Raw genomic sequence first — 13,263 nt, 5'->3', positions numbered from 1 at the left:
TATGCAACGAGGAATAGTCTGGGTCGTCGATGATGATAGTTCCATCCGTTGGGTGCTTGAACGTGCTCTCGCCGGGGCAGGGTTGACCTGTACCACCTTTGAGAATGGTAATGAAGTACTGGCTGCGCTGGCCAGTAAAACGCCGGACGTCTTGCTGTCGGATATCCGAATGCCGGGAATGGACGGGCTGGCGCTATTAAAGCAGATTAAACAGCGTCACCCGATGCTTCCGGTCATCATTATGACCGCGCATTCCGATTTAGATGCCGCCGTGAGCGCCTATCAGCAGGGGGCGTTTGATTATCTGCCTAAACCGTTTGATATTGATGAAGCCGTCGCTCTGGTCGAGCGCGCGATTAGCCACTATCAGGAGCAGCAGCAGCCGCGTAATATCGAGGTTAACGGCCCGACAACAGACATGATAGGCGAAGCGCCCGCCATGCAGGATGTGTTTCGCATTATTGGTCGGCTGTCGCGTTCTTCGATTAGCGTGCTGATTAACGGCGAATCAGGAACCGGGAAAGAACTGGTCGCCCATGCGCTTCACCGCCATAGCCCACGCGCCAAAGCGCCGTTTATCGCACTCAATATGGCGGCCATCCCGAAAGATTTGATTGAATCCGAACTGTTTGGCCATGAGAAAGGCGCTTTTACCGGGGCGAATACCATCCGGCAGGGCCGTTTCGAGCAGGCTGACGGCGGCACGCTGTTTCTGGACGAAATTGGCGATATGCCGCTGGATGTCCAGACTCGTCTGTTACGCGTGCTGGCTGACGGACAGTTCTACCGCGTGGGCGGGTACGCGCCGGTAAAAGTCGATGTGCGCATTATCGCCGCCACCCACCAGAACCTCGAACGACGCGTTCAGGAAGGGAAATTCCGCGAAGACCTGTTCCACCGCCTGAACGTGATTCGTATCCATCTTCCGCCGTTGCGCGAGCGCCGTGAGGATATTCCGCGCCTGGCGCGCCATTTTTTGCAGGTCGCCGCCCGTGAATTAGGTGTGGAAGCCAAATTATTACATCCGGAAACCGAAACGGCGTTAACGCGCCTGGCATGGCCTGGTAACGTGCGTCAGTTAGAAAATACCTGCCGCTGGCTCACCGTCATGGCCGCCGGACAGGAGGTATTGATCCAGGATTTACCGGGCGAACTGTTTGAAGCCTCGGCGCCGGATAGCCCGTCCCACCTGCCGCCGGATAGCTGGGCTACATTACTGGCGCAATGGGCGGACCGCGCCTTGCGATCCGGTCATCAAAACCTGCTTTCTGAAGCGCAGCCAGAACTGGAGAGAACGCTACTGACCACGGCGTTACGCCATACGCAGGGTCATAAACAGGAAGCCGCCAGGCTGCTCGGTTGGGGGCGAAACACCCTAACGCGGAAGTTGAAAGAGCTGGGAATGGAGTAAACATTACCCGCGAGTGTAAAGATTAATAATTGAGCGCAAAACGCTGCTATTTTGCGCTTTACTGTTCCGATGAGTTCAGTATGATCATGCCCGGCAAACGGGGGGATTCATTATGTTAGAATCTATTATTAATCTGGTATCGAGTGGAGCGGTCGACAGCCACACGCCACAAACTGCGCTAGCCGCCGTGTTGTGTGCCGCGCTGGTGGGACTGTTCAGCTGACAATGTGCCGGATGGCGCTAATGCTTATCCGGCCTACAGGTTGTCGCAACGTGTAGGCCCGGTAAGCGCAGCGCCACCGGGCAACCCGGCTAAATGACGCGCGAGAACTGCTGCATCCGCGCTTTCTGGCGCAGATACGCGTCAAAGCACATGCAGATATTGCGGATCAGCAAACGACCTTTCGCCGTCACCTGAATTCCCTTCTCGCTAATATCCACCAGCCCATCTTTCGCCAGCGGCGACAGTAACTGCAAATCTTCGGCAAAATACTCAGCGAAATGCAAACCCCACTGCTGTTCGACAGCGTTAAAATCCAGGCGGAAGTTACAAATCAGCGCCTTGATAACATCGCGACGAATGCAATCATCACGGGTCAGCGTAATACCACGCCATAGCGCATTGCCCCGCTCATCCACTTGCTGGTAATAACGCTTCAGCTCTTTCTGGTTCTGCATGTAGCCATCGCCAATCATGCTGATAGCAGAAACCCCCATCCCCAGCAGATCGGTATCGCCCTGGGTCGTATAGCCCTGAAAATTACGGTGCAGCACGCCTTCGCGCTGCGCGACGGCCAGTTCGTCGTCCGGACGGGCAAAATGGTCCATCCCGATAAACTGATAACCAGCCTGAGTAAGCGATACGATGGTCTCCTGCAAAATATCCAGTTTCTGCTGCGCGCTGGGTAAATCGGCATCTTTAATTTTACGCTGGGCGGCAAAAAGCGTTGGCAGATGCGCATAGTTAAAGACGCTCAAACGATCGGGGTTCAGTTCCGTCACACGCTTCAGCGTGAAAGCGAAGCTTTCCGGCGTCTGTTTCGGTAGACCGTAGATCAAATCGATATTGGTCGAGGTAAAGCCGATATCGCGGGCGTGATTAAGCAGCGCAAAGATGAATTCTTCATCCTGCTCGCGGTTAACCAGGCGCTGCACCTCTTTATTAAAGTCCTGCACGCCCATACTCAGGCGGTTAAAACCTTCCGCACGTAAATGATCGAGCACATCCAGCTCAATTTCACGGGGATCGACTTCGATCGAGATTTCCGCGTCGGTATTAAAGTGGAAATTTTCACGCAACAGCGTCATTAAGCGGCTGATTTGCGCTTTATTCAGGTAAGTAGGCGTACCGCCGCCCCAGTGAAGCTGGCTGACATGACGGTTTGCAAACAGCGGCGCGCGATGACGAATTTCCTGCTCAAGCGCGTCAAGATACTGGTCAGCTTTATGCTGTTGGCGGGTGACAATCTTGTTGCAGCCGCAGAAATAACACAACTTGTGACAAAACGGGATATGCACATACAGCGAGAGCGGACGTTCAGGATAACGCGCCACAGCCTGCAAGAATGCGGCGTCCTCGAAGTCTTCAGAAAACTCCAGCGCGGTTGGGTACGAGGTATATCGTGGCCCGGAATAGTTATATTTCTGGATCAGGGCCAGATCCCAGTCTATTTGCTGTTCAGACATGCTCACTCCTTCCGATGGCGTCTCTGGCGGGTACGGCGTACTGGCTTCACGCCATGACGGGCGGCAAGCCGGCTGCGCAGCCATTTCTGTCGCCGCGACAATCGCTGTAGTTTAACGAATAACCACACCAGATAACATATAACCGGAAGGGTTATAAGCAGGACGGGCAAGCCCACGGTGTAAACCCGTTAGTTGCCGCCTCTTAGCAGGCGCATCATATCTTCCTGCTTCTCGTCCTCTTCGTCGTCTTCTTCGTCGTCATCGTAAGACAGACCAAGCTTCTGCATCAGTTCATCAATACGATCCAGTTTGGCATCTACCCAGGCTTGATCTTCCGCACTCAGGGTTTCGCCCGCTTCCAGACGTTCTAACAGCGCATCCAGGCGCTCATCCGTTTCCAGTAAATCCAACTCCGTCTGCGGTGAAAGCATAGGTTTCTCACTTTTCGGTTTATGCTGTTGGGTCACTTTTTCAGTCACGCCCAATGGAACAGGTGTTTTACTGCCAATACGTGGATCTTTTTGTTGATTCTGATTGCCGCCGCCCGAAGCGGAATTGCCGCCCGCCGCGCGACTTCCCGGCGCATGACCGCGATGTTTTTTCAGGCGTTTACGGTCGCGCGCCTCCTGGTTTAACTCTTCACGCGTTTTACGACGCTGTTTGCCAAAGGCTTTACTGCGCGGTGCAGAGGTTGGTTTTTTCATGATGTCAGATCTTTAAGCCGTTTTATTCAGTATAGAATTGAGGCGGAATCTAGCAGAAAGCAAGCAAAGAAAAAAGGCGACAGAGTAATCTGCCGCCTTTTTTCTTGACTCACGACCCTTAACGGGTTCCACCATCCCTGTTGGCTATCAACACGCCCTGTTTTTCCCTTAGCCTGGAACATTCCATGTTGTTTCCATTTCCTTTTACTAACGTCTCCGGACGTTTGTCTTCCTGACAATCCTGTGTCTTCGCCTCCTGGCGCTCCTGACCCTCATCCTGAGTCGTTGATCCTGTTAGCGTCCTCGCTATGTGCATTACTTTACTCTTTTGGGGTAAACTCACAAGATACCGACACGGCAAATCCCTTTTTTTCAGACAATTACCTTTCTATAAATTCATGATTTAACTATATTAACTGGCTTTGAGCCTGACAACGACTCTGTCATGTCGCATAAGTGCAATGGTCAATGTCTCACAAAGCGTATGGCTTTTACTTACAGCACCGCCGCGCCGAAAAATCCGTCTTTTGCTGGCGTTCAGGTATAATCGCCACAATGCTTTGACTGACGGAGACGACCGCTTTGACTAACCTGAATTATCAACAGACGCATTTTGTGATGAGTGCGCCTGATATTCGCCATTTACCTTCCGATTGCGGAATTGAAGTGGCTTTTGCTGGCCGTTCCAATGCAGGCAAATCCAGCGCCCTGAACACATTGACCAACCAAAAAAGCCTGGCGCGCACCTCTAAAACGCCGGGCCGTACCCAATTGATTAACCTATTTGAAGTCGTAGATGGCAAACGGTTGGTCGACCTGCCGGGCTATGGCTACGCGGAAGTCCCGGAAGAGATGAAACGCAAGTGGCAACGCGCGCTGGGGGAATATCTGGAGAAACGTCAAAGCCTACAGGGCTTAGTCGTTTTAATGGATATCCGCCATCCGTTGAAAGACCTCGATCAGCAGATGATCCAGTGGGCTGTAGAGAGCAATATCCAGGTTCTGGTTCTGCTGACCAAAGCGGACAAACTGGCCAGCGGCGCGCGCAAGGCGCAGTTGAATATGGTACGTGAAGCCGTGCTGGCTTTTAATGGCGATGTGCAGGTAGAAGCGTTTTCCTCGCTGAAAAAGCAGGGAGTGGATAAGTTACGTCAGAAACTGGATAGCTGGTTTAGCGAACTGGCACCGGTCGAAGAGATTCAGGACGGGGAATAATCACCCGCTATGCCGGATGGCGCCGCTGCGCGTCTTATCCGGCCTACGGTGTGAGCGAAATTTTTCTTACGCCCAATAAAAAACGCCCCAGTCATAAACTGACTGGGGCGGCTAAAATATTCAGCCAAATCCGATTACGTGAAGTAAAAGGTCTGAAAGATAGAACATCTTACCTCTGTACCCTACGTGAATAACTTTACTCTTTTTTGAGCAACACAGAAAGACCTTTTCGTAATTTTTTTTCATTCTTTACATAGGGAATTCTAATACCCATCACAAAACCCCCGTGCTTATGTTGCTTAATTACGAAAAAAGCGCGTTATTCCTTAAATGCTTAGTGCGCTTGATCCCAATTTTCCCCGCTACCGACTTCCACCAGCAACGGCACATCAATACGCGTGCAGTTTTCCATCAACTGATGGATACGTTTTGCTACCGCATCTAAGTCGTCTTTATGCACCTCGAACACTAATTCATCGTGTACCTGCATAATCATCCGCACACGTGGCTGCTCGGCCTGTAGCCAGGCATCGACGGCAATCATGGCGCGCTTGATGATATCGGCAGCCGTTCCTTGCATGGGAGCATTGATCGCCGCGCGTTCCGCCCCCGCGCGCCGCGCCGCGTTGCTGGATTTAATATCCGGCAGGTAAAGGCGGCGTCCCTCCAGCGTTTCCACATAGCCTTGTTCTTTTGCCTGAGCGCGGGTGCGCTCCATATATTCCAGCACGCCAGGGTAGCGTTCGAAGTAGAGATCCATATACTTCTGCGCCTCTTTACGCGGAATATTAAGCTGGCGAGAAAGACCGAAGGCGCTCATCCCGTAAATCAGGCCAAAGTTAATGGCTTTCGCACTTCGGCGCTGTTCCCCGGTCACGCTATCCAGCGGCAAGCCAAAGACTTCCGCCGCCGTTGCACGGTGAATATCTTTCCCTTCGGCGAACGCCGTGAGCAGCCCTTTATCACGGGAAAGATGCGCCATAATACGCAGCTCAATCTGTGAATAGTCCGCAGACACGATGAGATAATCCTCAGGCGCAATAAATGCCTGACGAATGCGGCGGCCCTCTTCATTGCGTACCGGAATATTTTGCAGGTTCGGATCGGTGGACGATAAACGTCCCGTCGCCGTTACCGCCTGATGATAGGACGTATGGACGCGCCCGGTTTTCGGGTTAATCATCAGCGGCAGCTTATCGGTATAGGTGGATTTTAGCTTCGCCAGACCACGATACTCCAGAATCACTTTCGGCAGCGGATAGTCCAGCGCCAGCTCTTCCAGCACCTCTTCCGACGTTGACGGCGCGCCGCCTGGCGTTTTCTTCAGCGGCTTAATACCCTGCTTTTCAAACAGGATGGTCTGCAACTGCTTCGTCGAGGACAGGTTGAACGCCTCGCCCGCAATGTCATGCGCTTTCTTTTCCAGTTCCGCCAGACGTAGCGTGATTTCTTCCGAATGTTTGTGCAGGACGGCAGGATCGATTTTTACGCCATTGCGCTCAACGCGTGACAGTACAGGCACCAACGGCATTTCGATGTTTTCGAAAACATTCAGCGGGCCTTTGTGCTGCTGGAGCTCAGGCCACATTTTGAGATGCAACTGTAACGTGACATCCGCATCTTCTGCCGCATAGCGCCCCGCTTCCTCCAGTGCGATCTGGTTAAAGGTGAGCTGGTTTTTACCTTTACCGGCAATGTCTTCAAAGGTGATAGTTTTGTGCTTCAGCCAACGATCGGACAAACTGTCCATATCATGGCGTCCGGCGACGCTGTTCAGAATGTAAGACTCAAGCATGGTATCGAAGGCGATACCGCGCAGCTCAATACCGTAATTTTGCAAGACGCCGCGATCGTACTTGAGGTTTTGCCCCACTTTGCGCACTTTTTCATCTTCCAGCAGCGGCTTCAGCAGTTCCAGAGCACGCTGGCGGGAGATTTGATCCGGAGCGTCCAGATAATCATGCGCGACAGGTACATACGCGGCAACGCCAGGTTCGATAGCAAACGAGAGGCCCACCAGGTTGGCGGCGATATTATCCAGACTGTCGGTCTCCGTGTCGAAAGCAAAAACTGGCGCTTTTTTCAGCTTTTCAATCCAGCTTTCCAGCGTAACGTCGTCCAGAATCGTGACATAATTTTCATAAGAGAGCGCCGCTGCCGGTTCGCTGGGCGATTCATCAATAACGACCGTTTCCTGCGGTTTGGCCGCCGGTTTCGCGCCCTTTGCCTGTAGCCACTTGCCTGACTCAACGTCCGCCGTCCAGCGCTTAAACTCATATTTTTTAAACAGGCCCAGCAGTTCATCCGCAATCGGCTGCTGCACTTCAAGCTGTTCGCAGGTCAGCTCCAGCTCAACATCCGTTTTAATGGTGGCGAGTTTATAAGACAGGTACGCTACGTCTTTATTCTGCGCTAATTTAGCGGCCATCGTTTTGGCGCCGCGGAAAGTGAGACCGGCAATTTTTTCCGGCTCGGCGTACAGCGTATCCAGGCCGCCCAATCCCTGAAGCAAGGCTTGCGCCGTCTTCTCACCCACGCCTGGTACGCCTGGAATATTATCCGAGGAGTCCCCCATCAGCGCCAGAAAGTCGATAATCAGCTCCGGCGGCACGCCGTACTTATTAACGACTTCATCCGGGCCGAGGATGGTGTTAGTCATGGTGTTGATCAGCGTAATATTCGGCGTCACCAACTGTGCCATATCTTTATCGCCGGTGCTGATTAATACCGGACGCCCCACCTTCTCCGCTTCTCGCGCCAGTGTACCGATAACGTCATCCGCTTCTACGCCAGAGACCGCCAGCAGAGGTAACCCCATGGCTTTAACCATGGCATGTAACGGCTCTATTTGCGCACGCAGATCATCCGGCATCGGAGGACGATGCGATTTGTAATGTTCAAAGAGCTCATCACGGAAGGTTTTTCCTTTGGCGTCAAACACCACCGCAGCATGCGTCGGCTGATACTGCATGATCAGGCTGCGCAACATGTTGAGGACACCATACATTGCGCCCGTAGGTTCTCCCGCGCTGTTGGTTAACGGCGGAAACGCATGATAGGCGCGATAGAGATAGGATGAGCCATCTACGAGAATAAGTGGGTTTTCTGGGATCTGAACCATAATGTCCGTGCCTGTTTAACAGATTATGGTTAAAGGATGCCACATACAGGAGGAAAACTTGAGTTTTTCGCCGCATTTGCGGAAAAGTTTTGTCGATCTTCAGGATCGCTCGCAAAACAACCTGTGGATAACTTTGTGTGTAAATTCTTACCATTACTTTAAAATCAGCGCGATAGCCTTCTCGTCTTAATAATTAACCATTATTTTCAATGAGTTGTTAACATCACGTTTTTCTGATTATCTGATTCATGCCGTTATCATAATGTGGATAGTTGTTACGAGTGTTTCTATTTCACTCAGCGCCATCATTAGCATCGTTTTCTGATAGAATCAGCCTCTTGCGCCCTTTTCGCGCACCGTTTATGGCTAACTTTTGAATAATTTATTATGACGAGAATACTCGCGGCTATCACGCTCCCATTGAGTATCGTATTGACCATCCTGGTCACTATTGTTTGCTCAGTACCGATCATCGTTGCCGGTATGGTAAAGCTTCTTTTGCCTGTTCCCGGTATCTGGCGCAAGGTCTCCATTTTCTGCAATTTCATGATGTATTGCTGGTGTGCTGGTCTTGCAGCGCTGTTACGCCTTAATCCGCACTTGCAATGGGATGTAGAAGGGTTAGAAGGGCTGAGCAAGAAAAATTGGTATTTACTGATTTGTAATCATCGCAGCTGGGCCGATATCGTTGTGCTTTGCGTTCTGTTCCGCAAGCATATCCCAATGAATAAGTACTTTCTTAAACAGCAATTGGCCTGGGTGCCGTTCATCGGCCTGGCGTGCTGGGCATTAGATATGCCGTTTATGAAGCGCTACTCCCGTAGCTACCTGCTCCGACACCCCGATCGACGCGGCAAAGATGTTGAAACAACTCGTCGCTCTTGCGAAAAGTTTCGTCGGTATCCCACCACTATCGTTAACTTTGTTGAAGGCTCGCGATTTACGCATGAGAAACGTCAGCAAACTCATTCACCTTATCAACATCTGTTGCCGCCAAAAGCAGCCGGTATTGCAATGGCGATTAATGTTTTAGGCTCACAGTTCGATAAGCTGCTTAATATTACGTTGTGTTACCCAAACAACGATCGTCACCCCTTCTACGATATGCTAAGCGGTAGGCTGACGCGTATTGTTGTTCGGGTGCAACTGGAACCCATAAATGAAGAACTGCACGGCGATTACGTGAACGACAAAACATTCAAACGCCGTTTTCAACGTTGGCTTAATACGCTGTGGGATAAGAAAGATATACAGATAGAAGAGATTAAAACATCTTATAAAAACGCCGGTCAGTGACCGGCGTTCTTTTTATTTTTTATCAACCAAATATTTCACAGTATCAGCATACTGCTGAACAAAAACATCCATGCTGCTGGTATCCATGCCTTGTGGGTTAATCTGGTATTTGCCATTGACGAACATCGCCGGAACGCCCTGCAGTTGCAGGTCAGCCGCGGCTTTCTCCTGTTGCGCAACCAGTGATTTCACCACGAAGCTGTTCCATGCCGCATCGTAATCTTCGCCCTTGACGCCCGCATCAACGAACACTTTACGGATATCCGCGGCAGATTGTACTGTCTGGGTTTTCTGTACGGCTTCAAACAGCGGGACCGTGACTTTATCTTCTACACCCAACGCCATCGCCACCGCCCATGCCTGGGTGAGCTCCTTGCCCAACGGCCCCAGGAACTCAACGTGGTACTTGGTCATTTTGGTGCCTTCCGGCAGCTTTTTCTTCACATTGTCAGACACATGAAGCACTTCTTCAAACTGATAACAATGTGGGCAGTAGAAGGAGAAAAACTCCAGTACCTGGGGTTCGCCAGCGACCGGTTTATCCAGCGTGATATACTGTTTACCGTCGCTGATCTGTGCTGCCGAGGCGCTAAAAGCTAAAACCATACCAGCCAGCGCCAGCCAAATCTTTTTCATGATCAACTCTCTCCGATTAATACATTGGCGTTAATTGTAAAGGGGGTTCGTGCAAAATTTTAGTCTGCTCAATAAAAGTCGTTGTCTGTCGCTGCCAGTAATCTTCCCCTGTTAACCAGGGAAAGTTTTTTGGAAACGCAGGATCGCCCCAACGACGAATCAACCAGGCAAGATAATAAACTAAACGCATGGCGCGTAAAGGTTCAATGAGACCAATTTCAGCCGTATCGAACTCACTAACTTCTTCATAAGCTTCAATAATGGTTTCAAGCTGCATTCGCTGTTCGGCTTTGTCGCCGTTCAGCAGCATCCATAAATCCTGTATCGCCGGACCGTTACGGGCATCATCTAAATCGACAAACAGCGGTCCATCACGCCATAGAATGTTGCCGGCATGACAATCGCCGTGCAATCGCAGCGTGGCGAAATCGGTGCGCCAGCATTCGGTAACTGCAGACAGTAGAGTATCAGTGGCTTTCAGGAAAGCCGCTTTTTGCCCGGAGGGAATCAGTGCGGCATCTTCGAATACCTGGCGAGGTTCAAAAAGATACTCTGCAAGCCCAATGTCAGGCCGGAAAGTGAAAGGACGTTTTCGCCCCGTCTGATGCAATCGACCAAGATAACGCCCTACCGCCTCCATCTGATCGATATTATCTGCTTCAAACTGACGACCGCCTACGCTGGGGAAAATGGCATAATGATAGCCCTGATGCGCTAACAGTGTCTGGCCATTAAACGCGAGCGGAGCAGCAACCGGAACCTCATCCTTCACCAGTTCAAGCGCGAATTGGTGTTCTTCCCGAATTTGATCAACAGACCAGCGTTCAGGACGATAAAACTTAACGACAAAACGTCGACGGTCTTCATCCTGAAACTGATAGACGCGGTTTTCATAACTGTTTAGTGGAGTCAGCCCGGAATCCACCCTGATCCCCTGTTCAAACAGCGCATCCATGATGGTTTCCGGGTGTAGCGTCTGGAAAGTAAAAGCGTTGTCGTTCATCCCATCATCCGGAAAATACTACGAATGATTCAGGATATCATTTCGTGGCGATTTCGGTGGCGCCGCTTACAAGGTTTTACTCTTTAATAACGCCGCGGGCGCGTAAAAGCGCCGTTTTAAAGTCCTCTTCATAGTCTTTTTGAATCCCTGGAATGGCGGCGTCTTTGGCGGAATCGCGCATTTTCAGATGGTAGATCAGGATATCATCAGTTAAATCTTCCAGTTTGCCGTCAAAACCTGACTCTTTCGCCAGTTTCTGCAAAAATTGCGTCAGATTAAGATCAGGCTCTTTCTGCCAGGCTGGCTGGAGGAGTTCAATGACTTCATTCAGGCGTTTACATTTCATAGCTGTGCTCCTTATTCTTGATACAGACACGGTAGCAGGGTCAATCCCACAATAAAAGAGGCGATATCGGTGAATCTGGATGAAGTAATAACCGGCGTGGTGCTGGCAGGCGGTAAAGCCCGGCGGATGGGAGGTGCGGATAAAGGTCTGCTTGAACTGAACGGGAAACCGCTCTGGCGACACGTTGCCGACGCGCTCGCGCCACAACTTGCAACGGTCGTCATTAGTGCTAATCGCCATCTGGATATCTACCAGGCCAGCGGCCTGAAAGTCATTCCGGATTCAATCGCTGACTTTCCCGGTCCGCTGGCGGGTATGCTTTCCGTTTTTCAGCAGGTAGCAAGCGACTGGTTTCTGTTTTGTCCCTGTGACAATCCCTGTATCCCCCACAACCTGGTCGATCGTTTAGCAGCGCAGCGTCATGGCGCACCCGTGGTTTGGGTTCATGATGGAGAGCGCGATCATCCAACGATCGCGTTGATTAATCGTGCCGTTGAGCCCCAGTTGACAGCTTATTTGCAAGCAGGCGAGCGGCGGGTAATGATTTTTATGCGCCAGGTAGGCGGACACGCCGTTGATTTCAGCGATTGTAAGGAGGCATTTGTGAACGTCAACACGCCGGAGGAACTCGCGCAGTGGCAAAAGAGACCATGACACCGCTACTCGCCATTGCCGCGTGGAGCGGCACGGGAAAAACAACACTGCTGAAAAAACTGATCCCAGCACTTTGTGCGCACGGTATTCGGCCAGGGCTGATTAAGCATACCCATCATGATATGGATGTCGATAAACCGGGTAAAGATAGCTACGAGCTGCGTAAAGCCGGGGCGGCACAGACGCTGGTTGCCAGTCAGCAGCGCTGGGCGTTAATGACTGAAACGCCGGGGCAAGAAGAGTTGGATCTGGCATGGCTGGTGAGCCGGATGGATGCATCAAAGCTGGATATGGTGCTGGTAGAAGGGTTTAAACACGAAGCAGTTGCGAAGATCTTACTTTTTCGTCAGGGATGTGGGCACAGCGAGGAGGAATTGATTCTTGATGAGCATGTTATTGCGGTTGCCAGTGATATTCCACTTGCCGTAGCGGTACCCGTTTTGGATCTTAATGATGTATCGCAGATTTCTGTCTTCATTTTGCGGTGGTTAGAGAAAGCACGTTCCTTGTAGGCCGGATAAGGCGAAGCTGCCATCCGGCGGTGCCGGTTGCCTGATGGCGCTGCGCTTATCAGGCCTACATTTTTACAGTTACCGCACACGCAAAAAAGCCCATCCTGACGGACGGGCTTCTTCACTAAATTGATGCCTGGCAGTTTATGGCGGGCGTCCTGCCCGCCACCCTACGGGCCGTTGCTGCGCAACGAGTGCTCACCGACAGACTACAGATAAAACAAAAGGCCCAGTCTTTCGACTGAGCCTTTCATTCTATTTGATGCCTGGCAGTTCCCTACTCTCGCATGGGGAGACCCCACACTACCATCGGCGCTACGGCGTTTCACTTCTGAGTTCGGCATGGGGTCAGGTGGGACCACCGCGCTACGGCCGCCAGGCAAATTCTTTGTGCTCTGTACGCAATTCTTTATCGCATCAGCGGCGTTGCCTGCGCTCGTAAAGTCAGTCACATACTTCTGTATGCTCCTTCCTTTCCTTCGCTTGCCGCCTTGCTGCTGCGCAAATTATTGCGTACTCAACTCTGAATCAGTGCTGAAAATCGTCTCTCATCCGCCAAAACATCTTCGGCGTTGTAAGGTTAAGCCTCACGGTTCATTAGTACCGGTTAGCTCAACGCATCGCTGCGCTTACACACCCGGCCTATCAACGTCGTCGTCTTCAACGTTCCTTCAGGAGA

Annotated in this window: 13 protein-coding genes and 2 rRNA genes; 6 read left to right on the top strand and 9 right to left on the bottom strand. The window is 51.4% G+C overall.

Going from position 1 to position 13,263, the window contains the following annotated elements; translation table 11 throughout:
* Position 1 precedes the first annotated feature (1 nt).
* Positions 2-1,411, top strand: coding sequence for a nitrogen regulation protein NR(I) (gene glnG, locus J4650_RS19800; RefSeq protein ID WP_001188782.1), 1,410 nt, complete (start codon positions 2-4; stop codon positions 1,409-1,411).
* A 112-nt stretch (positions 1,412-1,523) separates the two neighbouring features.
* Positions 1,524-1,634 (top strand): YshB family small membrane protein, encoded by a 111-nt coding sequence (locus tag J4650_RS19795; RefSeq protein ID WP_001578131.1) that lies wholly within the window; start codon positions 1,524-1,526, stop codon positions 1,632-1,634.
* An 89-nt stretch (positions 1,635-1,723) separates the two neighbouring features.
* Here J4650_RS19795 and hemN read toward each other — a convergent pair whose 3' ends face one another.
* The 3 genes from hemN to J4650_RS19780 form a co-directional block, all read right to left on the bottom strand.
* A complete protein-coding gene (gene hemN, locus J4650_RS19790) occupies positions 1,724-3,097 on the bottom strand; it encodes an oxygen-independent coproporphyrinogen III oxidase (protein ID WP_000003528.1) in 1,374 nt (457 codons plus the stop codon).
* A 188-nt stretch (positions 3,098-3,285) separates the two neighbouring features.
* Complete coding sequence (gene yihI / locus J4650_RS19785) at positions 3,286-3,801, bottom strand: Der GTPase-activating protein YihI (RefSeq protein ID WP_000743296.1); 516 nt, start codon at positions 3,799-3,801, stop codon at positions 3,286-3,288.
* A 118-nt stretch (positions 3,802-3,919) separates the two neighbouring features.
* Positions 3,920-4,144: a hypothetical protein gene (locus J4650_RS19780; protein ID WP_001541209.1), complete on the bottom strand. Its 225-nt coding sequence runs from the start codon at positions 4,142-4,144 to the stop codon at positions 3,920-3,922.
* 239 nt (positions 4,145-4,383) lie between these two features.
* Between J4650_RS19780 and yihA the strand changes: the two genes are divergently transcribed.
* The gene (gene yihA / locus J4650_RS19775) at positions 4,384-5,016 is read left to right on the top strand and encodes a ribosome biogenesis GTP-binding protein YihA/YsxC (protein WP_000183327.1); all 633 of its coding nucleotides are present in this window, start codon (positions 4,384-4,386) and stop codon (positions 5,014-5,016) included.
* A gap of 334 nt (positions 5,017-5,350) precedes the next feature.
* Here yihA and polA read toward each other — a convergent pair whose 3' ends face one another.
* On the bottom strand, positions 5,351-8,137 hold the full coding sequence (gene polA, locus J4650_RS19770; RefSeq protein ID WP_000249960.1) for a DNA polymerase I: 2,787 nt from the start codon (positions 8,135-8,137) through the stop codon (positions 5,351-5,353).
* Positions 8,138-8,524: 387 nt separating this feature from the next.
* Here polA and J4650_RS19765 point away from each other — a divergent pair, with 387 nt between their 5' ends.
* Positions 8,525-9,433: an acyltransferase gene (locus tag J4650_RS19765; protein ID WP_000196902.1), complete on the top strand. Its 909-nt coding sequence runs from the start codon at positions 8,525-8,527 to the stop codon at positions 9,431-9,433.
* Positions 9,434-9,445: 12 nt separating this feature from the next.
* Here J4650_RS19765 and dsbA read toward each other — a convergent pair whose 3' ends face one another.
* The 3 genes from dsbA to J4650_RS19750 all read right to left on the bottom strand — a co-directional run bounded on the left by dsbA (position 9,446) and on the right by J4650_RS19750 (position 11,418).
* Positions 9,446-10,069: a thiol:disulfide interchange protein DsbA gene (gene dsbA, locus J4650_RS19760; protein WP_000725364.1), complete on the bottom strand. Its 624-nt coding sequence runs from the start codon at positions 10,067-10,069 to the stop codon at positions 9,446-9,448.
* A 16-nt stretch (positions 10,070-10,085) separates the two neighbouring features.
* The gene (locus J4650_RS19755; protein ID WP_000999264.1) at positions 10,086-11,072 is read right to left on the bottom strand and encodes a serine/threonine protein kinase; all 987 of its coding nucleotides are present in this window, start codon (positions 11,070-11,072) and stop codon (positions 10,086-10,088) included.
* A gap of 76 nt (positions 11,073-11,148) precedes the next feature.
* Positions 11,149-11,418 (bottom strand): YihD family protein, encoded by a 270-nt coding sequence (locus tag J4650_RS19750; RefSeq protein WP_000649858.1) that lies wholly within the window; start codon positions 11,416-11,418, stop codon positions 11,149-11,151.
* Between the two features lie 69 nt (positions 11,419-11,487).
* Here J4650_RS19750 and mobA point away from each other — a divergent pair, with 69 nt between their 5' ends.
* Together mobA and mobB are read left to right on the top strand one after the other, a co-directional pair.
* Positions 11,488-12,072 carry a molybdenum cofactor guanylyltransferase MobA gene (mobA, locus tag J4650_RS19745; RefSeq protein WP_001046894.1) on the top strand — a complete coding sequence of 195 codons (585 nt, stop codon included), beginning with the start codon at positions 11,488-11,490 and terminating at the stop codon, positions 12,070-12,072.
* Positions 12,069-12,584 carry a molybdopterin-guanine dinucleotide biosynthesis protein MobB gene (gene mobB, locus J4650_RS19740; protein WP_023994502.1) on the top strand — a complete coding sequence of 172 codons (516 nt, stop codon included), beginning with the start codon at positions 12,069-12,071 and terminating at the stop codon, positions 12,582-12,584. Before mobA ends, mobB begins: the two co-directional genes overlap by 4 nt.
* 264 nt (positions 12,585-12,848) lie before the next feature.
* Here the strand turns inward: mobB and rrf are convergent.
* Both rrf and J4650_RS19730 read right to left on the bottom strand, forming a co-directional pair.
* Positions 12,849-12,964 (bottom strand): 5S ribosomal RNA (gene rrf, locus J4650_RS19735).
* A 196-nt stretch (positions 12,965-13,160) separates the two neighbouring features.
* A 23S ribosomal RNA gene (locus J4650_RS19730) occupies positions 13,161-13,263 on the bottom strand; the annotation flags it as partial.

Source organism: Salmonella sp. 32120201201600049SM, assembly GCF_017572835.1.
Lineage (GTDB): Bacteria > Pseudomonadota > Gammaproteobacteria > Enterobacterales > Enterobacteriaceae > Salmonella > Salmonella enterica.
The sequence above is the reverse complement of the archived record's forward strand: the minus strand, read 5'-3'. Positions and strand labels throughout refer to the sequence as shown.

Bases quoted from the DNA above. Each gene is read 5' to 3' on its own strand.
- glnG (WP_001188782.1), top strand. From the start codon at position 2: ATGCAACGAGGAATAGTCTGGGTCGTCGATGATGATAGTTCCATCCGT.
- J4650_RS19795 (WP_001578131.1), top strand. From the start codon at position 1,524: ATGTTAGAATCTATTATTAATCTGGTATCGAGTGGAGCGGTCGACAGC.
- hemN (WP_000003528.1), bottom strand. From the start codon at position 3,097: ATGTCTGAACAGCAAATAGACTGGGATCTGGCCCTGATCCAGAAATAT.
- yihI (WP_000743296.1), bottom strand. From the start codon at position 3,801: ATGAAAAAACCAACCTCTGCACCGCGCAGTAAAGCCTTTGGCAAACAG.
- polA (WP_000249960.1), bottom strand. From the start codon at position 8,137: ATGGTTCAGATCCCAGAAAACCCACTTATTCTCGTAGATGGCTCATCC.
- J4650_RS19765 (WP_000196902.1), top strand. From the start codon at position 8,525: ATGACGAGAATACTCGCGGCTATCACGCTCCCATTGAGTATCGTATTG.
- dsbA (WP_000725364.1), bottom strand. From the start codon at position 10,069: ATGAAAAAGATTTGGCTGGCGCTGGCTGGTATGGTTTTAGCTTTTAGC.
- J4650_RS19755 (WP_000999264.1), bottom strand. From the start codon at position 11,072: ATGAACGACAACGCTTTTACTTTCCAGACGCTACACCCGGAAACCATC.
- J4650_RS19750 (WP_000649858.1), bottom strand. From the start codon at position 11,418: ATGAAATGTAAACGCCTGAATGAAGTCATTGAACTCCTCCAGCCAGCC.
- mobB (WP_023994502.1), top strand. From the start codon at position 12,069: ATGACACCGCTACTCGCCATTGCCGCGTGGAGCGGCACGGGAAAAACA.